The following is a 19646-nucleotide window of genomic DNA, read 5'->3' as shown; positions in this document are numbered from 1 at the left end:
CCCGCCCCGGGTGCGGCCCGGGCCCGGCGGCGGGCGCCGCGCGGCGCGGTCAGCGGAAGTCGTCGGCGCGGTCGCGCGCCCACCGGGAGAAGGGCAGCGCCGGGCGGCCGAGCACCCTCTCGACGTCCCCCGACACCTCCTCGGGGCGCTCGGCCAGCGAGGCCCAGTACTCCAGCGCCGCCTCCGCGTACCCGGCGTCCCCGAACAGGGCGGTGAGCTCCGCCGCCGCCTCCTCCCGGGGCTGCTCCTCCCACCGCGCCGCCACGCCGACGGCCTCGCCGAGCATCCGCACCTGGTCCCGCTGGGACACCGCCTCCGGGCCGGTCATCAGGTAGGCCCTGCCCGCGTGCCCCTCGTCGACCAGGGCCCGCACCGCCACCTCGGCGACGTCGCGCTCGTGCACCAGGGACCGCCGCGCGTCCCCGTACGGGGCCCGCACCGTGCCGGTGCGGACCCGCCCGGACCACTGGAGCGCGTTGGCGGACAGCCCGGTCACCCGCAGGAAGACCCACTCCGCCCCGGAGTCCCGGACCGCGTCCTCCACCGCGCCCCACGACCCCCGCTCGCCGGGGTCCCCGCCACCGGCCTGCGCCGCCGAAAGGTAGACGACGCGGTCCGCGTGCCGGGCCAGCGCCGCCGCCACCGGCCCCACCCCCTCCGCCGTCATCAGCGGCCACACCAGGTAGGCGGCCCGGACGCCCTCCGCCGCACGGGCCACCGCCTCCGGGTCGGTGACGTCGCCGGTCACGGCCTCCACCCCGGCCGGCAGGCCGTGGTCCTCCCGGCGGACCAGGGCGCGCACGGGCACGCCCTCGGCCAGCAGTCCGGCCACCACGTGCCGGCCGGTGTTACCCGTCGCCCCGGTCACCAGTACGGGTCGCTCCATGGTCGTTCCCCTCGGTTCCGCGGCCGGATCGCCCGGCCGTCGGAGGACAGCCTGGTTCCTCAACAAATGTTGAGGTCAAGGCCCGAGGTTCCCGAAAGGACCCTATGGCGCCCCTCTACACCGGTTCGCGCCCGAATGTATGTCACATGTACATGTGAAACGGATCACCGTAGCTCTACCTTCGGGTTGGCACCCCATCCCCCAGCGCGGGCGATCGTGACGAGGCGGTGCCGACTGGAGGAAGAGAAATGCGCAAGACCCCCCTGACCGCCGCCTCCTGCGCGGTCGTCCTCGCCCTCACCGCCTGCGGCAGCCCCGGCGAGGCCGCGGGAGGGGGCGGGGACGGGCCCGTCAGGATCGGCATCGTCTACTCGGCCACCGGCCCGCTGGCCACCTACGGCGAGCAGTACAGGCAGGGCCTGGAGGCCGGACTCGACTACGCCACCGGCGGCACCATGGAGATCGACGGCCGCGCCGTCGAGGTCGAGTACATGGACGACGGCGGCGACCCCACCGCCGCGGTCTCCGCCGCCCGCGAGCTCATCGGCACCGGCCACGACATCATCGCCGGGTCCACCGCCTCGGGCATCGCCGTCCAGGTCGCCCCGTTGGCCGAACAGGACGACATCCTCTTCATCTCCGGCCCGGCCGCCACCGACGCCGTCACCGGCATCAACGCCAACACCTTCCGCTCCGGCCGCCAGACCTACCAGGACATCCTCGCCGCGGGCAGCTTCATGGACGACGCCGAGGGCTCCAAGGTCGTCGTGTTCGCCCAGCAGGGCACCTTCGGCCAGGCCAACGTCGACGCCGTCACCGCCGTCCTGGGCGGGGAGGGAGCCGAGGTCGACAGCATCCTGGCCCCGGCGGACACCACCGACCTCACCCCCTTCGCCGAGCAGGTCGGCAAGGCCGACGCCGACCTGGTGTTCGTCGCCTGGGCCGGGGAGACCGCCGCCGCCATGTGGCAGGCCCTGGACCAGCAGGGCGTCCTCGCCGACACCGAGGTCGTCACCGGCCTGGACATCAGGGCGTCCTACCCGGTCTTCGGCGAGGCCGGCGGCGACATCTCGTTCCTGTCCCACTACTTCGACGGCGCCTCCGACACCGAGGCCGCTCAGGCCATGCGCGAACGCGTCGAGGAGGCGGGCGGCACCGTCGACCTGTTCACCCCCGACGGCTTCACCGCCGCCCAGATGATCGTCCACGCCGCCACCGAGGGCGACACCACCGCCGACCGCGTCGCCGCCCTGGAGGGCTGGACCTTCGACGGCGTCAAGGGCGAGCTGACCATCCGCGCCGAGGACCACGCCCTGCTCCAGCCCATGTACCAGGTCGAGCTGGTCGGGTCCGGCGACTCCGCCGAGCCCGAGCTGGTCGCGGAGATCCCCGCCGCCGACGTCGAGCCCGTCGTCGCGGAGGGGTGATGGCCACCGACACCCCCGCGGGCGCGGCCACCGCCGCCGCGCCCGGCGCGGCCGCGGCCACCTCCCTGGCCCTGGACCACCTGAGCTGGTCGGTCGGCGGCGCCGTCATCGTCGACGACATCACCATGCACGTCGCCGAGGGCGAGTTCGTCGCCCTCATCGGACCCAACGGCGCCGGCAAGACCTCCCTGTTCAACCTCGTGTCCGGCCTCACCCGGCCCACCGCGGGCACGGTCTCCCTGGGCGGCGCCGACATCACCCGGTACGCCCCGTACAAGCGGGCCCGCCTGGGCATGGGCCGCACCTTCCAGACCTCCAGCGTCTTCGCCGACCTCACCGTCGGCGCCAACGTCGGCCTGGCCGTCCAGGCCCGCACCGGCGACTCCCGCAGGTTCTGGAAGCGCGCCGGGGACGGCGGCCCCGAGGCGGCCGCCGCCCTGGACCTGGTCCGCCTCTCCCACCGCGCCGCCGCACCGGCCGGAGACCTCTCCCACGGCGACAAGCGCAAGCTCGAACTCGCCCTGCTGCTGGCCCGCCGCCCCCGGCTCATCCTCCTGGACGAGCCCATGGCCGGGGTCAGCGCCGGGGAGGTCGGCGAACTCACCACCGTCATCCGGGACGTGCACCGCGAACAGGGATGCACGGTCCTCATGGTCGAACACCACATGGAGGTGCTCCTCGACATGGCCGACCGGCTGGCCGTGATGCACCACGGCGCACTGCTCGCCTTCACCGACCCCGACTCCGCCATGGCCGACCCCGACGTCCAGGCCGCCTACCTCGGGGACGGGGCGTGACCGCCGCCGGACCGCTGCTGGAGGCGGTCGACCTCAACGTGTGGATCGAGGGCTCCCACATCCTCCAGGGCGTCTCCTTCGCCATGCCCGAACGCGGCGTCACCTCCCTGCTCGGCCGCAACGGCGTCGGCAAGACCACCACCGTCAAGGCCGTCCTGGGCCTGGTGCCCCGCACCGGCCGGGTGGTCTTCGACGGCGCCGACACCACCGCCGAGCCCACCCACGCCATCGTCTCCCGGGGCATCGGCTACGTCCCCGAGGAACGCGGGATCTTCGCCGCCCTCACCGTCGCCGAGAACCTGCGCATCGCCGAGCGGCGCCCCGGACCCCACCGCTACGGCCTCGTCCACGAACTGTTCCCCGAGCTCGCCGCGCGCAGGGACCAGCCCGCGGGCACCCTCTCCGGCGGCCAGCAGCAGATGCTCGCCATCGGCCGCGCCCTGCTCAACGACAACCGCCTCCTCATCGTCGACGAGCCCACCAAGGGCCTGGCCCCCCGGATCGTCCGCGAGGTCGCCGACGCGGTGGCCCGCGCCGCCGAGGAGGTGCCGGTGCTGCTGGTCGAACAGAACCTGTCCCTGGTCCGCCGGGTCGGGGGCGACGCCGTCGTCCTGGACGCCGGCCGGGTCGTCCACACCGGCCCCGTCCCGGACCTCCTGGACGACGCCGACCGCGTCCGCGAACTCCTGGGCGTGTCCCGCGCGGCGGCCGCCCCCGCCGCCGCGCCCGCCACGGGCACGGCCGCCGACACCGAAGGGAGGCCGACCGCGTGAGCACCGTGGTCCTCCTCATCGTCACCGGGCTCGGCCTGGGCGCCCTCTACTTCCTCATCGCCTCCGGACTGTCGCTGATCTTCGGCCTCATGGACGTGCTCAACTTCGCGCACGGGGCGTTCCTCGCCCTGGGCGCCTACGGCACGTGGTGGGCGGCGAACTTCCTGCCCGGGGCCGGCCCCGACGGGCCCGGGTTCCTGCTGGCCCTGGTGTTCGGCGTCGCCGCCGGGACCCTGGCCGCCACCCTCGTCGAACTGTGCGTCATCCGCCCGCTCTACGGCAGGCACCGCGAGCAGATCCTCGCCACGGTCGGCCTCAGCCTGGCCACCCCGGCGCTCCTCCAGGCCGTCTGGGGCGCCGACCCGCTGACCTTCCCCAAGCCGGACCTGGTCCGGGGCACCGTCGAGGTGCTCGGCGCCAGCATCCCCAGGGACCGGCTGCTGCTCATCCTCGCCGCGGCAGCCCTGTTCACCGCCCTGTGGCTGTTCAACTCCCGCACCCGCTACGGGCTCATCGTCCGCGCCGGGGTCCAGGACCGGGCCATGGTCACCGCCCTGGGCATCGACGTGCGCAGGTCGTTCACCCTGGTGTTCGCCATCGGCGGCGCCGCGGCCGCGCTGGCCGGGGCGCTGGGCGGCCTCTACTACGGCGTGGTCACCCCCACCCAGGGGATGTCGCTGCTGATCTTCGCGTTCATCGTCGTGGTCATCGGCGGCACCACCTCCCTGACCGGCTGCGCGATCGCCTCCGTGACCGTCGCCCTGGTCCAGCAGTTCGCCAACTACTACACCGTCGCCGGACTCGGCGACATCGCCGTGGTCATCGTCCTCGCCCTGGTGCTGCTCACCCGGCAGGGCGGACTGGCCGCCAAGAAGTCCGCGGAGAGGGTGGCATGATCACCGAGACCGAACCCCGGGCGGCCGCCCGGGCCGACGACACCGCGGCCCCGGCCGCGGGCGGGCGGCGCCGACTCCCCCGCTGGGCCGGCCCTGCCGCCGTGCTGGTGGTCCTGGCCACCCTGCCCTTCTCCACCCTGACGGTCCCCGGCCTGTTCGAGGGCGCCCTCAACAGCCCGGCCACCCTGCACCTGCTCGCGTTCTGCCTGGTGTTCGGCGGCCTGGCCACCAGCTACGACCTGCTGTACGGGAGGGTGGGGCTGCTGTCCTTCGGGCACGCCCTGTACTTCGCCTGCGGCGCCTACACGGCCGCGCTCCTGATGCGGATCCTGGAGCTGCCCCTGCTGTGGGCGGCGCTGGTCTCCGTCCTGGCCGGAACCCTGCTGTCCCTGCTGCTGGGAGCGGTGGCACTGCGGGTCAACGGCATCGCGATGGCCATGGTCACCCTGGCGTTCGCCCAGGCCGGGTCCATCCTGGTGGCCCGCGACCCGGGCCGGGTGACCGGCGGCGAGGAGGGCCTGTCGCTCAACACCGCCGTGGTCCCCGACGCGTTCGTGGGCGTCATGAACACCGCCAACCTGTACTGGGCGGCGCTCGCCTACGCCGCGCTCGCGACCGTCGTGGTGTGGTGGCTGTCGGCCTCCCCGGTGGGCCGGGTCTGGCAGGGCATCCGCGCCAACGAGCAGCGCGTCGCGGTGCTGGGCGTCGACCCCTACCCGTACAAGCTGGCGGCGTTCACCGTCGGCGGCGGCCTGGCCTCCCTGGGCGGCGTGGTCTACCTGCTGGTCACCGGCGGGGTCACGCCCACCATCACCACCGCCGAGTTCACGCTCACCCTGCTGGTGATGGTGGCCCTGGGCGGGGCGGGCAGCCGCTGGGGCGCGGTGCTGGGCGCCGGGCTGTACACCTACGCCGAGCACCGGCTGCGCCAGGCGGGCGGGGAGGCCTTCTCGGCCCTGCCCGACTGGATCGCCGCCCCCCTGTCCCAGCCCCTGTTCATCCTCGGCGCGCTCTTCGTCCTGATGGTCTTCTTCTTCCCCGGCGGCCTGACCGCGCTGCCCGGGCGGGTCCGGTCCGCGCTGCGCGGCCGCCGGACCGCACACGAGTGAGAGGGATATCCGCATGAGCGACACCACCCCGGTCGGCGGGGACGAGTACACCGTCCCCGTCCCCGGGGGCGACCTGGCCGTCACCCGGTGGGGTGACGGCCCCGGCGTCCCCGTCCTGGCCGTCCACGGCATCACCGCCAACGGCCACTCCTTCGCCCGGACCGCGGCCGAGCTGGCCGCCCGCGGCGGCCCCCCGCTGCACGCGCCCGACCTGCGCGGGCGCGGGGCCAGCGGCACCCTGCCCGGCCCGCACGGCCTGGCCGCCCACACGGACGACCTCGTCGCCGTCCTGGACCACCTGGGCGTGGAGCGGACCGTCTGGGTCGGCCACTCCATGGGCGCGTTCGTGGCCTGCCTGGCCGCCGTGCGCCACCCCGACCGGGTGGCCGGGCTGCTGCTCGTCGACGGCGGCCACGGGCTCCCCGTCCCCGCCGGGACCGACATCGACGCCGTCCTGGGCCCGGCCATGGCCCGGCTGCGCATGACCTTCGGCTCCCCCGACGACTACCGGGCGTTCTGGCAGAGGCACCCGGCCTTCGCCGGTCGGTGGAACCCCTGGGCCGACGACTACGTCCTGCGCGACCTCACCGGGACCGCCCCCGAGCTACGCTCCACCTGCGACGAGGCGGCCGTGCGGGTCGACGGCGGGCAGGTCCTGTCCGACACGGAGGTCCTCGGCGCGATCCACCGGCTCACCGTCCCCGCCCGCCTGCTGTGGACGGCGCGCGGGCTCATGGACGAAACGCCCGGGCTGTACACGCCCGAGCGCCTCGCCGGCCTGCCCGACACCCTGGCCACCGTCGAACTCCCCGACGACAACCACTACACGCCGCTGTTCTCCTCAACCGCCCGGCTGCTCGCCGAGCAGGTCCACACCCTTGTCCAGGAGACCGTGCAGGTGCAGGGCCAGCTGTAGCTCCAGCGCGCGGTCGGGGTGCTGCCAGTCCTCCCCGAGGAGCTGGCCGATCCGCTCCAGGCGCTGCGACACCGTGTTCACGTGGATGTGCAGCGCGGTGCGGGCCCTGGACAGGTTGCCCCCGGCCGCGAAATACGCCTTCAGCGTCTCCACCAGCACGGTCCCGCGCCGCTCGTCGTACTCCAGCAGCGGACCCAGCGCGGACCGCACGAACCCCGGCACGTCCCGGTCCCGGCCCAGCAGCAGCCCCGAGAACCCCAGGTCCTCGGCGGTCGCCAGGTCGCCCTCCCGGCCCAGCGCCCGCAGCGTCTGCACGCACCGCGCCGCCTCGGCGAACGCCGGCCGGAACCGCTCCGGGCCGCCCGTCGGCCCGGCCAGCCCCACCGTCACCGGCGCACCCCCGGCCGCCAGGGCCAGCTCCTCGGCCGCACGCCGCCCCGCGGCCCTGGGGTCGGTCCCCGGCAGCGCCAGCACCAGCCGCCCCGCCCGGCTCCCGGCCAGCCCGCCGGTGGTCTCGGCCACGTGCGTGGCCGCCGACCGCAGCCGCCCCGGGTCGGCGCCCGGAGCCTCGGCCACCACCAGCACGTGCGGTGCGTCCAGGTCCGCGTGCAGCAGGGCCGCGCGCTCCCGCAGCGAACCCGGGTCGCGCGCCGGGGTCTCCAGCAGCTCGTTGAGCAGGTCGCCGCGCACCCGGTGCTCGGTCTCGCTCACCGAACGGCGGATCAGCAGCAGCAGGGCCGTCACCATCGCCGCCCGCTCCAGCACCCGCTGGTCGGTCTCGTCCAGCTCCACCCCGCGCAGCACCAGCGTGCCCAACGGTTCGCTGCCCGCCGCGGCCGACGCCACCCAGGCGTTCCCGGCGCGCACCGCGCGGCCGCTCGCCAGCGCCGCCCTCACCGCCTCCTCCACGGCCCCGTCCGGCTCCGGCGGGTGCGAACTCTCGGTCACCGACCCCTGCGGGGTCGCCGTCACCGTCACGTCCGTGGTCACGTCCCGGACCGTCACCGACCCGCCCAGCACCTCGGCGATCGCCGCCGCCACCTCCCGCACCCCGCCGCCGCGCAGCACCAGGTCGGTGAGCCGGTCGTGGGCGGCCGCCGACCGCTCCACCGACGCCGTGTGCCGCTGCAACCGCTCGTTGACGGTGTGCAGCTCGTCCAGCGCCCGCCGGGTGTCGTCGATGAGGTTGGCGCTGTCGATCGCGATCGCCGCGTGTGTGGCCAGCGACGACAGCAGCGCCACCTCCGAGTGCGCGAACGGCCGCTCCCGCCGGTTCGCCGCGAACAGGACCCCCACGTCCCGGCCGTTCATCTTCAACGGGACGCCCAGGATGGCCACCAGGCCCTCCTCGCGCACCGCGTGGTCGATGTTCTCCGCGTGGGCGAACCGCGGGTCGGCGAAGTAGTTGGCCGTCACGTACGGCAGCGCCGTCTTGGCCACCAGGCCGCCCAGCCCCTTGCCCGCGCCCAGCCGCAGCTGCTGGAACGACGCCGACACCGACCCCGACGTCACCCGCATCACGGTGCCGCCCGCCTCCGGGTCGCTCAGCGTCAGGTACGCGATGTCGGTGCCCAGCAGGTTGCGCGCCCGCTCCACGATCGCCCGCAGCACCTGGTCGAGGCTGCGCATCCCCGCCAGGTCGTTGGCGGTCTCGAACAGGGCGCTCAGCTCCGACTCGCGGCGCTGCCGGTCGCGCATCACCGACCGCACGCGAAGCGCGGTCAGCTTGGCCGCCTCCAGGGCCGCCACCACCTCCGGGTCCGCGCCCTGGGCGCGGGCCCGCAGCACCGGGCGCTCGTACTCCACCGCCGGCGCGTCGCGCAGCAGCAGGTCCAGGAAGGGGGCCTGGCCGGCGACGCCCGCCGGGTCGTCGCCGGGCCGGGAAGGGGTCGTGTTCAGCTCGCGCTCCATGCTCCGTCCACCGGCAGCGACGCCCCGTTGATGTACGACGCGTCGTCACCGCACAGGTAGGCGACCAGCTCGGCCACCTCTTCCGGTTCGATCAACCTCTTCAGCGGGGTCCGTGCCAGCAGCACCTCCGACACCACCCGCTCCTCGGGGATGCCGTGCGCCGCCGCCTGGTCCGCGATCTGCTTCTCCACCAGCGCCGTGCGCACGTATCCCGGGTTCACACAGTTGGAGGTCACCCCGTGTGGGGCCCCCTCCAGCGCCACCACCTTGGAGAACCCCTCCAGCCCGTGCTTGGCCGTCACGTACGCCGACTTGTAGGCCGAGGCGCGCAGCCCGTGCACCGAGGAGATGTTGACGATCCTTCCCCAGCCCCGCCCGTACATGTGCGGCAGGGCGCCGCGCACCAGCCGGAAAGGCGACTCGACCATGAGACGAAGGATGAACGAGAACCGCTCGGGAGGGAAGTCCTGCACCGGCGAGACCGTCTGCACGCCGGCGTTGTTCACGACGATGTCGCAGCCCCGCGCGGCCTCCTCGGCGGCGTCGAGGTCGGTCAGGTCCAGTACGACCGGCTCGCCCACACCCCGGTCGGCCAGGGCGCCGAGGGCGTCGGCGTCCACGTCGGCCAGACGCACGGAGGCGCCCGCGTCGGCCAGGCGCAGGGCGCAGGCCCGGCCGATGCCGCCGGCGGCACCCGAGACGAAGGCGGTCTTGCCGGTCAGGTCGACCCGGGCGGTGCGCTCCGCGGGCCGGGGGGAGGGGGTCCGGGGGGCGCGCCGCGCCGTATCCGCCGGGAACTCGTGCGTCGTCATGGCAGCAAGGTAGGCCCGAGCGCGCGGCCGGGGGATAGGAGGCGGGGACACACCACCGGACTCGGACATGTGGACATCGGCCATGCCCCCGGAGTCCCCTGTGGGGTTCGCACTGGACAGCGGCGTGTGATCGGGGTCTCTGCTACATGTCGCATGGGTCACACGCGCGTTAGGGTCCGGGCAACGGTTCGGCCGAACCCCCCGCTCACGCCGTATCCCAGGAGGCAACCCCCATGGACTCCGCCGCCCGCCGGGCGCGGGTGCCCCTCGCCCTCGCCCTGGCCACCGTCCTCGTCACGGCCGCCGCACTGCTGGCCGCCCTGGCGCCCCGCGCGCACGCCGCCGCCCTCACCCCCGTCACCTCGTTCGGTACCAATCCCGGCAACCTCTCCCTGTACACGTACGTGCCCGACGGGCTGTCAGCCGACGCGCCCCTGGTGCTGCTCTTCCACGGCTGCGCCCAGGACGCGGCCGCCTACCACCGCCACTCCGGCTGGGCGCAGGCCGCCGACGCGGGCGGGTTCGCCCTCGCCTACGCCGAGCAGAAGACCGCCAACAACGCCAACCGCTGCTTCAACTGGTTCGAGCCCGGCGACGTCGCCCGCGACTCCGGGGAGGCCCGCTCGGTCCGGTCCATGGTGGAGCACACCGTGTCCGCCCACGGTCTGGACGCCGACCGCGTGTACGCCTCCGGCCTGTCCGCCGGCGGCGCCATGGTGAGCGAGGTGCTGTCGGCCTACCCCGACCTCTTCGCCGGGGGCTCCATCGTCGCCGGGATCCCCACCGGCTGCGCCTCGAGCATGATCGACGCCTTCACCTGCATGAACCCCGGCCGGACCCAGACCCCGCAGCAGTGGGGCGACAGGGTCCGCGCCAAGAACCCCGGGTGGACCGGGCCCTGGCCGCGCGTGGCCGTCTGGCACGGCACCTCCGACACCACCGTCGCCCCCGCCAACGGCACCGGCAGCGTGCGGCAGTGGACCGACGTCCACGGCATCTCCGGCTCCCCCACCGCCACCGAGTCGCTGCCGGGGTCCACCACCGCGTCCTACTACGGCGGGGCCGACGCCGCCTCGGCGCGGGTCGCGCACTACTCGGTCTCCGGGCTGGGGCACGGCACCCCCGTCGACCCGGCCTCGGGCTGCGGCACCGCGGGCGCGTACTTCCTCGCCTCGGTCTGCTCCACGGGGTACACCGCGGGGTTCTGGGGGCTGGCCGACGGCCCCGGCCCCGATCCCACCGACCCGCCAACGGAGGAGCCCACCGAGGACCCCGGGTCCGGGGAGTGCGTGCGCGCCACCAACTACGACCACGTCCGGGCGGGCCGCGCCGTCCAGCGGCTCGGCCTGGCCTACGCCGCCGGCTCCGACGACCCGCTCGGCCTGTGGAACGTGTTCGTGACGACCTCCCTCACCGAGACCTCGGCCGGGTACTGGGAGAACACCCCCGGCGCCTGCTGAGCCCCCGGGAAACGGGAGCGGGCGGGCCGGGGATCCCTCCCCGGCCCGCCCGCCGGTCCCGGGCCGGGCACGACCCCCGCGGCGCCCGGACCGCCCGTCGCCGCGTTCATCCCCGAACGGGCGCGGTGACGGAGACAGGCACCTCTCGGGCCTGTCAGTCCTGTGTGCCGGGGTCCGGCGCCCCGCGGGCGCCCTCCCCGGCGAGCGCGGCGAGCCGCGCGGGCATCCGGGCGCGGCCGCCCAGCACGTTCCCGGTCAGCCGCCGCAGGGCCAGCCGGGTGGCCTCGAACTCCTCCTCGGGGAGGTCGATGGCCTCCCCGACCGCCTCCGGGATCCCCTCGGCCAGCTCCCGCATCCGAGCACCGGACGGGGTGAGCGCGACCAGCACCGACCGCTCGTCGCGCGGATCCCGGCCGCGGTCCAGCAGCCCGCGCGCCTCCAGCCGCTTCAGCAGCGGGGTGAGCGTGCCGTAGTCCAGCTGGAGCGCCGAGCACACGTCCTTGACCGAGCACTCCCCCCGCTCCCACAGCAGCATCATCACGAGGTACTGGGGATAGGTGAGGTTCAAAGGCTCCAGGAGCGGCCGGTAGAGGTTGGTGACCGCACGCGAAGCGGCGTAGAGAGCGAAACACATCTGCTCATCGACGCGGGGGAGGGGGAAATCGTCCTCGGACGTTTCAGGTCGGTCGGGCATCGGCAACATGGTAGTAACCCCGTACCCGATGTCAAAGCACACAAATGTCTTGCACGCGAGGAAAAAAGGAACCCAATTCCCCGAGGATTCGGATTCCTTTCATGGTCCGGCATTTCCGCACGCCCGGGCCCGGGGAGGGGACGGCACCCGGACCCCGCCGTCACTGGCGCGGAACGTCGAACGGAAGCCTGCGCTTGACCACCTTTCCGGCGGCGTTGCGCGGCAGCTCCTCCAGGAACACCACGTCCCGGGGCACCGAGAACCGGCCCAGCACCCCGCGCACCCGCATCCGGATCTCGTTCGGGTCCGGCGACGCGCCCTCGTGCGGCACCACGAACGCCGCGAAGCGCTGGCCGAACTCCTCGTCCGGCACCCCCGCCACCACGACCTCGCGCACGCCCGGGAGGGCGACGATCGCCTCCTCCACCGGACGCGGGAACACGTTCTCCCCGCCGGAGACGATCATGTCGTCGTCCCGGCCGGCCACGTGCAGCAGCCCGTCCGCGTCGATGTACCCCCGGTCCCCGGTCTCCATGAGACCGTCGGCCACCCGCTTGCTCCTGCCGTTGGTGTACCCGTCGAACAGCATCGCGTTGCCGACGAAGATCGACCCCTCCCGCCCCGGCGGCAGCTCCGCCCCGTCGGCGTCCACCACCGCCAGCCGGGTCCCCAGAGGAGCCCGCCCCGCCGTCGTCGGCGAGGTGCGCATGTCCTGCGGCGTCGCGATCGTCGCCCACGACACCTCGGTGGACCCGTACAGGTTGTAGAGCACGTCCCCGAACTCGTCCATGAAGCCCGTGATCAGCTTGGGGCTCATCGCCGACCCGCTCACCGCCACGATCCGCAGCGACGACGTGTCGTAGGCGGCCCGCGTCGACCTGGGCAGGTCGAGGATCCTCTGCAGCATCACCGGCACCGCGAACAGCGCCGTGCACCGCTGCTCCTGGACCGTCCGCAGCACGTCCTCCGGCTCGAACACCCGCCGCATCACCAGGGTCGCCCGCATCGTCATCCCCAGCTGCACCCCCGCCAGCCCCCAGGCGTGGAAGGCGGGCGCCGACACCAGGATCCGGTCCGAGGACCGCAGCGGGATCCGCGACAGGATCGACGCGGCGTCCTGCGGGCCCCGCGGGGTGGGCCGCCGGGCACCCTTGGGCGTACCCGTCGTCCCCGACGTCAGCACGATCAGCCGACCCGGGCTCCCGGGCGGCTCCTGGTCCGCGCCGTCCAGGGGCACGCTCCCCCACGCCAGGTCCGAGGCGCCGGAGTCGCTCCACGCCGTCAGCCGCGGGATCTGCGCCGGGATGAGCGCGCACAGCTCCGCGAACTCCTCGTCGGCCACCAGCACGGTGATCCCGTTGGCCTGCGCCACGTCCGCCAGCTGCGGTGCCGAAAGGCCCGTGTTCAGCAGCACCGTGTCCGCGCCCAGGCGGCCGCAGGCGATCATCGTCTGCACGAAACCGCTGTGATTGCGACACAGCAGCCCCACCCGGCTCTGGGGACCCGCGCCCGCCTCCCGCAACGAGCGGGCCAGCGCACGCCCGCGCAGGTTCATCACCGCGAAGGTGCTCTCCCCGCGCTCGTCGACGACCGCGGCGTGGTCGGGGGCGCGCTCCTCGGCGGCCGCGTATCCGCCCGCGATCGTCGCCCCCCACGTCCTGAGGGCGCGCAGCTGTCGGGCGATCCTGTCCGGGCGGCCCGGCGCGAGGACGCCCGCGCGCACCAGGACCCGGGCCACCTCGAAGGTGTGTCGTACACGGGACGGACCATCGGTAGCCATGCTGTCTCCGGGGGGTACGGGGACGGGCGAAGCCTTCCGCGCCTCACCGGGCGGCCTTCGCCGCGTGGACCACCCGGAAATACTGCGACCGTAGGCGACGGGGCGGAGCGTTTCTCCGTACGCGGATGAGCGGTCACCCGCCGTTCCTTGTCACTTCGGGACACGGTCGCCCCGCCGACATGTCGACACCGCATGTCGACACCGCGTGTCGACACGTCGCCTCACATGTCGATGGTGAGCTCCTCCCCGCTCGGCTCCGCCCTCTCCCCTTCCGGCTCCAGGGACACCCACAGCTGGTCCGGCGAGCCCATCCCCCCGGCCAGCCCCGCGTGGTGCCCGCCGTCCGAGGCCTCCAGCACGCCGGCCGGACGCACCTCGCCGCCCGAGAACCACCACATCCGGTAGTCCATCCCCTCCGGTGCCCGCGGCAGCCCCTCCACCACCAGGACAGCGGCATCCCGGTCGTACGAGGCGAACAGCGTCGCGCGGGCGTCCCCCAGCGGGGCCTCCATCATGTTCGTGTCGGACGCGGCCAGCAGCGCCTCCATCTCCGCCGCCCGGGCCTCCTGCGCGGCCAGCCGCTCGTTGGCCGACACCAGGGCCCCGGCCAGCACCGTGCAGAACAGGGCCAGCGCCGCGGCCAGCCCCCACGGGGCCCACCGCGCCAGGTTCCGGACCCGGGCGCGCCCGCCGGCCTGCCCGGCACGGCGCGGCGGCTCCTGCCGGGTCCGCTCCGCCTCGGCGCGCAGGGCCCGCCACACCTGCTCCCCGGGCCGGACCGCCTCGGCACGCGCCAGCCTGGCCGTGGTCTCGCGGAACTCGGCGAGGTCCCGGCGGCAGTCCTCGCACTCCGCGAGGTGCCGCTCCGCCCGGCGGGCCTCCTCCGGCTCCAACGCGTGGACGGCGTACCCGGCCGTCAGCCCGTGCTCCCCGGTCCGTCTCACACCGTCACCCCCAGGCAGTCCCTCAACTTGATCAACCCGTCGCGGAGCCTGCCCTTGACGGTGGTCAGCGGCACCCGCAGCAGGTCGGCGGCCTGCCGCTGCGTGTACCCGGTGTAGTAGGTGAGGCGGACCGCCTCACGCTGCCCCTCGGTCAGCCGCCGCAGGCAGCGGCGCACCTTCTCCTGCTCCAGGCGGTTCTCCACCTGCTCGGGCACCGCGTCGTGCGGGGTCGCCCCCGGCTCCAGCCGGCCCGCCGCCGACAGCCTGTCCGACGCCGCCTGCTCCGACCGGACCCGGTCCACCGCCCTGCGGTGGGCGATGGTGCACACCCACGCCGCCACGCTCCCCAGCTCCGGATCGTGCCGCGAACCCGTCCGCCACACCTCCAGGAAGACCTCCTGGCACACCTCCTCCGCCTGCGCAGTGTCCACCAGCACCCGCCTGGCCACCCCGAAGACCGGCCCCGACAGCTCCCGGTACACCTCTTCGAACGCCTCCAGGTCGCCCAGGGCGACCCGGCCCAGCGGCTCCGCCAGAGGGTCGCCCCGCCATGTCCCCGCCCCTTCCGGAGCCGGGTGCGATCCCGCCCGTATCACCGGACCACCAGCCTTCCCTGTTCGTTCACCCCGGGGTTCGGACCAGAGGGGCGCCGGGAGACCCCGTCCGCGGATCCGTGATCCTTCTGTTACCCGAAGACGTGTCGCCCTCCCGGAACCGGCTCCGAACGAGGGGCATGACCGACACACCGAGCAGCCTCCCCGCGGTCCCCGCAGCCGTCGCGGGACTCGTGTCCGCGGGCGCCGCCCTGGCCGCGGCCGAGGCCGTCGGCGCCCTCGTGTCCCGCCCCGCGGCGACACCGCTCCAGGCGGTCGGCGCCGGCGTCATCGACCTGGTGCCCCTCCCCCTCAAGCAGTTCGCCGTGGACACGTTCGGTACAGCGGACAAACCCGTCCTGCTCGGCGGCATCGCCGTCCTCCTGGCCTGCGCGGCCGTGCTCATCGGCATCGCCGCCGTACGCAGGCGCGCCGCCGCGATCACGGGGACGGTCCTGTTCACCGCCGTCGGCCTCACCGCCGCACTGACCCGGCCCGACGCCGGACCTCTCGACGCCCTGCCCACCCTGGCGGGCGCCGCCGCCTTCGCCGCGGTCCTCACCCTCCTCACCCGGACCCCCGCCCCGCCCGGCGGGGACGGCCGGGGAGGCTTCGACCGGCGCAGGTTCGTCCTCCTGGCCGGAACCGCCGCGGCGGCCTCGGCCGCGGTCGCCGCCGGAGCCCGGCTGGCCCCCGCCGGCCGGGGCGGCCTCACCCCCGCCGACGTCACCCTGCCCGTCCCCGGCGACCGCGCCGCGCCCCTGCCGGACGGCATCGACCTGGAGATCGACGGGCTCGCCCCGCACTTCACCCCCGACGCCGACTTCTACCGCATCGACACGGCCCTGTCCGTGCCCCGCATCGACGCCACCGCCTGGTCGCTGCGCATCCACGGCCTCGGGGTCCGCGACGAGCTCGTGCTCACCTACGACGACCTGCTCGGCCACCCCGACCTCCGCGAACGCGACATCACCCTCGCCTGCGTGTCCAACCCCGTCGGCGGCGAGTACATCGGCAACGCCCGGTGGACCGGCGTCCCCCTCGCCTCCCTGCTGGCACAGGCCGGGGTGCGCTCCCCCGCCGACGGAGGCCCCGCCGACCAGCTGGTCTCCCGATCCGAGGACGGGATGACCATCGGCACCCCGGTCGCCGACGCCATGGACGGGCGCGACGCCATGCTCGCGGTCGGCATGAACGGCCGCCCCCTCCCCCGCGAGCACGGTTTCCCCGTCCGCATGGTCGTCCCCGGGCTCTACGGCTACGTGTCGGCCTGCAAGTGGATCGTCGACATCGAGCTGACCACGTTCGACTCCTTCGACGCCTACTGGGTCCCCCGCGGCTGGGCGGCCCGGGGACCGGTCAAGACGCAGTCCCGCATCGACACCCCCCGCGAGGGGGCGGACCTCCCGCCGGGCCCCACCACCGTGGCCGGGGTCGCCTGGGCCCAGCACACCGGCATCGACAGGGTCGAGGTCAGCATCGACGGCGGCCCCTGGACCGAGGCCCGGCTCGCGCCGGAGGGGACCGCCGACACCTGGCGCCAGTGGGTCCTGGAATGGGACGCCGAACCGGGCGGGCACCGCATCGCCGTCCGCGCCACCGACCGCGCCGGCCGGACCCAGACCCCCGACCAGGCGCCTCCCGCGCCGGACGGGGCCACCGGCCACCACAGCGTCACCGTGACCGTGGTCTGAGACCCCGCCCCCCGCACGGGGGCGACCCCGGCCCGGACCGAGGGCCGGGGAACCGAGAGAAGAGGAACCGGAGATGCCCACCACCTTCCACAGGGCCCGCCGCCTGCTCGCCGCCGGGGCCATCGCCGGTGTCGCCGTGTTCGGTGTCGCCGCATGCGAGAACACCGCAGAGGGCGGCCCGGTCGACACCGAGGAGATGTCCGAGGAGCCCATGGACGACGAGATGTCCGAGGAGCCGATGGAGGACGGGACGGAGGAGTCCGGCGAGATGACGGACGACATGTCCGGGGACGACTCCATGTCCGAGGAGCCCATGGAGGACGACATGTCCGAAGAGGACCCCATGGACGGCGAGATGTCGGAGGAGCCCATGGACGACGAGGGCTGACACCCCCGCGCCCGGGCGACGGCCCCCGACCGCTCCCCGGAGCGGAACGGGGGCCGCCGGCCGCGTGCGTCAGCCGGTCACGGTGATCGGCGAGGACGGGTCGTCGGCGTTCGTCACCAGGTAGGTCGCGGTGAAGCCCGACTCCGTGGCCTCCACCGGGCAGCCGAAGCCGCCCTCCACCACCACCGGGGCGGAGGTGTCGAAGGCCAGCGTCGAAGCGGGCGAGCCGTTCGTCCAGGTGCCCGACACCCCGACCGGGGCGTCGGGGCTCACCGTCGCGGTGCACGAGGCCAGGCCGCTGGTGGTCACCACGATCCCGCCCGCGGGGACGGTCATGGTGCCCACCGACGGGGAGCCGTTCTGCATGGACATCTCCCACACCGGGTCCGCCACCGTGACGGTCGCGTCCACGAACAGCACGTTCGTCGAGCAGTCCTCGAACGTGGGCGCGTTGATCGGCCCGGACACGGCGCCGTCCGGGTTGTGGTTGCCCGGGGCGGCGGGCACGAGGTTGTTCCCGCCGCCGGGGTCGGTGGCCGAGACGTCGCAGGTGATCACGACGCTCCCGGCGGTGAAGGTGGCGCTGCCGGACAGGGACGCGGAGAACGCGGCCCCGGCCGGCTCGACCGTCGTCGGACCGGCCTGGGCGGCCAGCGCGGTGCCGCCGGGCAGCAGCAGGGCGGCGCCGGTCAGGGCGAGCAAGGAGTAGGTGCGGGATCTCGGTCGCGGAACCGACATGAACACTCCTAAGAGAGGACTTGTGCCAGGGATGCGCGCCATTCGGTAGCCGTGGTTTTCCGGACGGACCGGGACGGGCGGCGCCCGTCCCGGTGGTCTCAGGCCCCGGACCGGTCCCGCCGGGCCCCGCGCCGCGGCGGCCGTGCCACGGGCCGCCAGGCGAAGGCCAGACCGCCGCCGACCAGCGCCAGCAGCGTCCCCACCACCAGACCGCCCAGGTTGGACAGGACCAGCGCGCCCAGCCCGAGGAACCCCGCGAGGGAACCCGTGATGACGTGCTGGGCGGGGGTGAACCAGGTGACCAGCCCCAGGACGACGAGCATGCCCCCGAACAGCACCGAGGAGACGGTCCCGACGCCGGTGTGCACCATCAGCTCGACCGGCATGGCGACCAGCGAGGCCATGACCACCCCGGAGGCGATGATCAGGAGCCCTCCGGCGAACGGGCGGCGCCTGCGCCAGGCCGTCCACCGGCTCAGAAGCACTCGTCCTCCCCGAGGCTGACGCCCAGGTTCAGATCGGCGAGGCGGAACGTGCCCGCGGTCGCGGCCCGGGCGGTCTGCTCCAGGTCCTCGACCACGATGACGTCCGACTGCATGCCGAACAGGTCGTTGAACCCGGCGGCGCCCCGCGGGCCCTTGTCGAGGGTCCCGGCGTCCCGGCCGATCTCGATGTTCTCGAACTCGGCGTCGCCGCCCATCTGCGACATGTCGATGACCAGGTTCTCCGCGATCACCGGCGAGCCCTGGTCGCCGGCGGTCAACCGGAGCGAGATCGCGCCGACGATGGGGAACTCGGTGAGCACCGACTGGCACAGGCCGACGATCTCGGCCTCCCGGATCCCGGCGACCGCGACGGGGACGGCCTCCCTGCGGACGGTCTGGTCGAGCCAGCCGTACTGGACGAAGCCCTCGCCGTGCAGGCTGTCCGCGGAGATCTTGAACTCCTGCCCGGACACGGAGAACGAGGCGGCCAGGGCGCCCTGCGCCATGGCGACCAGCAGCCCGCCGACGGCGACGCCCGCGGGGACGCAGAACAGCGCGAAGCGCTTCCAGCTGGTGTGGCTCCGGGGGGAGTCGGCGCCGACCTCTTCGGGGGATGTGCGGTCCATGAACGTCCTTCCGGGTGCGCCCGCACAGGGCACGGATGCGAACACGTGCGACCGCGTCGCGCCCGCCGTCCCCCCGAACCACGGCACACGGTCACCGGCCGGATGAAGGGCCGGTAATGCTGCACATCATGGAACGGGGTCAGGGCGATTTCAAGGGTGGTCCCGGAACTTTCCGGCGATTCCCGCAATTGCTCACGAAAAGGCTCTGACGTGCGGCGACCGAGAAAAAGAAGAGCGTGTGCACCGCCTCCGCCCCCGACCCGGACGCGCCGGCCGCCGGAGGAGCCCGCCGTTTTGTCACCCCGGTGAGCGAAGCCCCGCGCGAGCCCCGTCCACCGGTGAGCGGGGCCGGCGCGGGCCGATCGCGAAGGGAGCCGGAAGCACTGCGGGGCGGGGGATGCGGCGTGTGAGTGGCGACACAGGCGGTTCGGTTTGCCGCGGCCCCCGGAGGGGGGTAGTGTTCTCCGAGTCGCCAACGGGACGGCGAGCGGCTCCACAGGATGTCGACTCGGAACCGGACCGGGATCAGCGACGAACTCCCTTCCGAAGTGAGCGGTTCGAAGCACTGCTTCGACCATGTAAACTCGGTCGGGTCGCCTCGAAAGAGGCACACGCCTTCACCGAAATCAGAAGGACCCGGAAAACGCCGATTTGGCGGGGAACGGGAACACTGATAAAGTGAAGACACAACAAAGCGGAAACGCAGACGCCTTCCAC

At 74.1% G+C, this 19646-nt stretch carries 19 protein-coding genes; 9 read left to right on the top strand and 10 right to left on the bottom strand.

The genetic code is table 11. From position 1 onward, the window contains the following. Positions 1–49: 49 nt before the first annotated feature. On the bottom strand, positions 50–886 hold the full coding sequence (locus tag ACFVNO_RS10650) for an SDR family oxidoreductase (RefSeq protein WP_378891445.1): 837 nt from the start codon (positions 884–886) through the stop codon (positions 50–52). 248 nt (positions 887–1134) lie between these two features. Here ACFVNO_RS10650 and ACFVNO_RS10645 point away from each other — a divergent pair, with 248 nt between their 5' ends. The 6 genes from ACFVNO_RS10645 to ACFVNO_RS10620 are packed head-to-tail and all read left to right on the top strand — an operon-like array spanning position 1135 to position 6804. Beyond that, entirely contained in the window at positions 1135–2313 is a 1179-nt protein-coding gene (locus ACFVNO_RS10645) for a substrate-binding domain-containing protein (RefSeq protein ID WP_355260321.1), read from the top strand. Next, a complete protein-coding gene (locus ACFVNO_RS10640) occupies positions 2313–3110 on the top strand; it encodes an ABC transporter ATP-binding protein (protein ID WP_220564052.1) in 798 nt (265 codons plus the stop codon). The genes ACFVNO_RS10645 and ACFVNO_RS10640 overlap by 1 nt, the downstream gene beginning before the upstream one ends. After that, complete coding sequence (locus ACFVNO_RS10635) at positions 3107–3883, top strand: ABC transporter ATP-binding protein (protein ID WP_220564053.1); 777 nt, start codon at positions 3107–3109, stop codon at positions 3881–3883. The genes ACFVNO_RS10640 and ACFVNO_RS10635 overlap by 4 nt, the downstream gene beginning before the upstream one ends. Beyond that, positions 3880–4779: a branched-chain amino acid ABC transporter permease gene (locus ACFVNO_RS10630; RefSeq protein WP_220564054.1), complete on the top strand. Its 900-nt coding sequence runs from the start codon at positions 3880–3882 to the stop codon at positions 4777–4779. The genes ACFVNO_RS10635 and ACFVNO_RS10630 overlap by 4 nt, the downstream gene beginning before the upstream one ends. Further along, complete coding sequence (locus ACFVNO_RS10625) at positions 4776–5888, top strand: branched-chain amino acid ABC transporter permease (RefSeq protein WP_378891438.1); 1113 nt, start codon at positions 4776–4778, stop codon at positions 5886–5888. Before ACFVNO_RS10630 ends, ACFVNO_RS10625 begins: the two co-directional genes overlap by 4 nt. 13 nt (positions 5889–5901) lie before the next feature. Next, a complete protein-coding gene (locus tag ACFVNO_RS10620; RefSeq protein ID WP_355260313.1) occupies positions 5902–6804 on the top strand; it encodes an alpha/beta hydrolase in 903 nt (300 codons plus the stop codon). Here ACFVNO_RS10620 and ACFVNO_RS10615 read toward each other — a convergent pair. Beyond that, positions 6730–8715, bottom strand: coding sequence for a GAF domain-containing protein (locus tag ACFVNO_RS10615; protein WP_355260310.1), 1986 nt, complete (start codon positions 8713–8715; stop codon positions 6730–6732). The two genes, ACFVNO_RS10620 and ACFVNO_RS10615, sit on opposite strands and share 75 nt — an antisense overlap. Next, positions 8700–9527 carry a 3-hydroxybutyrate dehydrogenase gene (locus ACFVNO_RS10610; protein ID WP_220564058.1) on the bottom strand — a complete coding sequence of 276 codons (828 nt, stop codon included), beginning with the start codon at positions 9525–9527 and terminating at the stop codon, positions 8700–8702. The genes ACFVNO_RS10615 and ACFVNO_RS10610 overlap by 16 nt, the downstream gene beginning before the upstream one ends. A gap of 233 nt (positions 9528–9760) precedes the next feature. Between ACFVNO_RS10610 and ACFVNO_RS10605 the strand changes: the two genes are divergently transcribed. Beyond that, positions 9761–10987, top strand: a complete 1227-nt coding sequence (locus ACFVNO_RS10605; RefSeq protein WP_378891433.1) for an alpha/beta hydrolase family esterase — start codon at positions 9761–9763, stop codon at positions 10985–10987. Positions 10988–11141: 154 nt separating this feature from the next. Here the strand turns inward: ACFVNO_RS10605 and ACFVNO_RS10600 are convergent, their stop codons facing one another. From ACFVNO_RS10600 to sigK, 4 genes are all read right to left on the bottom strand, one after another. Beyond that, positions 11142–11690, bottom strand: a complete 549-nt coding sequence (locus tag ACFVNO_RS10600) for a MarR family winged helix-turn-helix transcriptional regulator (RefSeq protein ID WP_378891430.1) — start codon at positions 11688–11690, stop codon at positions 11142–11144. Between the two features lie 151 nt (positions 11691–11841). Next, positions 11842–13461, bottom strand: a complete 1620-nt coding sequence (locus tag ACFVNO_RS10595; protein ID WP_355260301.1) for an AMP-binding protein — start codon at positions 13459–13461, stop codon at positions 11842–11844. Between the two features lie 221 nt (positions 13462–13682). Next, complete coding sequence (locus ACFVNO_RS10590; protein ID WP_355260298.1) at positions 13683–14405, bottom strand: anti-sigma factor; 723 nt, start codon at positions 14403–14405, stop codon at positions 13683–13685. Continuing rightward, a complete protein-coding gene (sigK, locus tag ACFVNO_RS10585) occupies positions 14402–15001 on the bottom strand; it encodes an ECF RNA polymerase sigma factor SigK (RefSeq protein ID WP_220564063.1) in 600 nt (199 codons plus the stop codon). Before sigK ends, ACFVNO_RS10590 begins: the two co-directional genes overlap by 4 nt. A 137-nt stretch (positions 15002–15138) precedes the next feature. Here sigK and ACFVNO_RS10580 point away from each other — a divergent pair, with 137 nt between their 5' ends. Beyond that, the gene (locus ACFVNO_RS10580; protein WP_378891424.1) at positions 15139–16692 is read left to right on the top strand and encodes a sulfite oxidase; all 1554 of its coding nucleotides are present in this window, start codon (positions 15139–15141) and stop codon (positions 16690–16692) included. Between the two features lie 73 nt (positions 16693–16765). Continuing rightward, positions 16766–17080: a hypothetical protein gene (locus ACFVNO_RS10575; protein ID WP_355260289.1), complete on the top strand. Its 315-nt coding sequence runs from the start codon at positions 16766–16768 to the stop codon at positions 17078–17080. A 69-nt stretch (positions 17081–17149) separates the two neighbouring features. Here ACFVNO_RS10575 and ACFVNO_RS10570 read toward each other — a convergent pair whose 3' ends face one another. The 3 genes from ACFVNO_RS10570 to ACFVNO_RS10560 all read right to left on the bottom strand — a co-directional run bounded on the left by ACFVNO_RS10570 (position 17150) and on the right by ACFVNO_RS10560 (position 18929). Further along, complete coding sequence (locus tag ACFVNO_RS10570) at positions 17150–17818, bottom strand: hypothetical protein (protein WP_220564066.1); 669 nt, start codon at positions 17816–17818, stop codon at positions 17150–17152. A gap of 98 nt (positions 17819–17916) precedes the next feature. Beyond that, positions 17917–18297 (bottom strand): DUF6114 domain-containing protein, encoded by a 381-nt coding sequence (locus ACFVNO_RS10565; RefSeq protein WP_378891993.1) that lies wholly within the window; start codon positions 18295–18297, stop codon positions 17917–17919. Continuing rightward, entirely contained in the window at positions 18294–18929 is a 636-nt protein-coding gene (locus ACFVNO_RS10560) for a DUF6230 family protein (RefSeq protein WP_378891419.1), read from the bottom strand. Before ACFVNO_RS10560 ends, ACFVNO_RS10565 begins: the two co-directional genes overlap by 4 nt. Between the last annotated feature and the right edge of the window lie 717 nt (positions 18930–19646).

The organism is Nocardiopsis sp. NPDC057823, from assembly GCF_042797335.1.
Classification (GTDB): domain Bacteria; phylum Actinomycetota; class Actinomycetes; order Streptosporangiales; family Streptosporangiaceae; genus Nocardiopsis; species Nocardiopsis changdeensis.
Note: the sequence above shows the minus strand (reverse complement) of the source record. Positions and strands in the feature narration are given on the sequence as shown.

What these genes read in the sequence shown, in the direction of transcription:
- ACFVNO_RS10625 (WP_378891438.1), top strand. Translation starts at nt 4,776, where the DNA reads ATGATCACCGAGACCGAACCCCGGGCGGCCGCCCGGGCCGACGACACC.
- ACFVNO_RS10620 (WP_355260313.1), top strand. Translation starts at nt 5,902, where the DNA reads ATGAGCGACACCACCCCGGTCGGCGGGGACGAGTACACCGTCCCCGTC.
- ACFVNO_RS10650 (WP_378891445.1), bottom strand. Translation starts at nt 886, where the DNA reads ATGGAGCGACCCGTACTGGTGACCGGGGCGACGGGTAACACCGGCCGG.
- ACFVNO_RS10560 (WP_378891419.1), bottom strand. Translation starts at nt 18,929, where the DNA reads ATGGACCGCACATCCCCCGAAGAGGTCGGCGCCGACTCCCCCCGGAGC.
- ACFVNO_RS10610 (WP_220564058.1), bottom strand. Translation starts at nt 9,527, where the DNA reads ATGACGACGCACGAGTTCCCGGCGGATACGGCGCGGCGCGCCCCCCGG.
- ACFVNO_RS10645 (WP_355260321.1), top strand. Translation starts at nt 1,135, where the DNA reads ATGCGCAAGACCCCCCTGACCGCCGCCTCCTGCGCGGTCGTCCTCGCC.
- ACFVNO_RS10605 (WP_378891433.1), top strand. Translation starts at nt 9,761, where the DNA reads ATGGACTCCGCCGCCCGCCGGGCGCGGGTGCCCCTCGCCCTCGCCCTG.
- ACFVNO_RS10580 (WP_378891424.1), top strand. Translation starts at nt 15,139, where the DNA reads ATGACCGACACACCGAGCAGCCTCCCCGCGGTCCCCGCAGCCGTCGCG.
- ACFVNO_RS10570 (WP_220564066.1), bottom strand. Translation starts at nt 17,818, where the DNA reads ATGTCGGTTCCGCGACCGAGATCCCGCACCTACTCCTTGCTCGCCCTG.
- ACFVNO_RS10640 (WP_220564052.1), top strand. Translation starts at nt 2,313, where the DNA reads ATGGCCACCGACACCCCCGCGGGCGCGGCCACCGCCGCCGCGCCCGGC.
- ACFVNO_RS10600 (WP_378891430.1), bottom strand. Translation starts at nt 11,690, where the DNA reads ATGTTGCCGATGCCCGACCGACCTGAAACGTCCGAGGACGATTTCCCC.
- ACFVNO_RS10615 (WP_355260310.1), bottom strand. Translation starts at nt 8,715, where the DNA reads ATGGAGCGCGAGCTGAACACGACCCCTTCCCGGCCCGGCGACGACCCG.
- ACFVNO_RS10575 (WP_355260289.1), top strand. Translation starts at nt 16,766, where the DNA reads ATGCCCACCACCTTCCACAGGGCCCGCCGCCTGCTCGCCGCCGGGGCC.
- ACFVNO_RS10595 (WP_355260301.1), bottom strand. Translation starts at nt 13,461, where the DNA reads ATGGCTACCGATGGTCCGTCCCGTGTACGACACACCTTCGAGGTGGCC.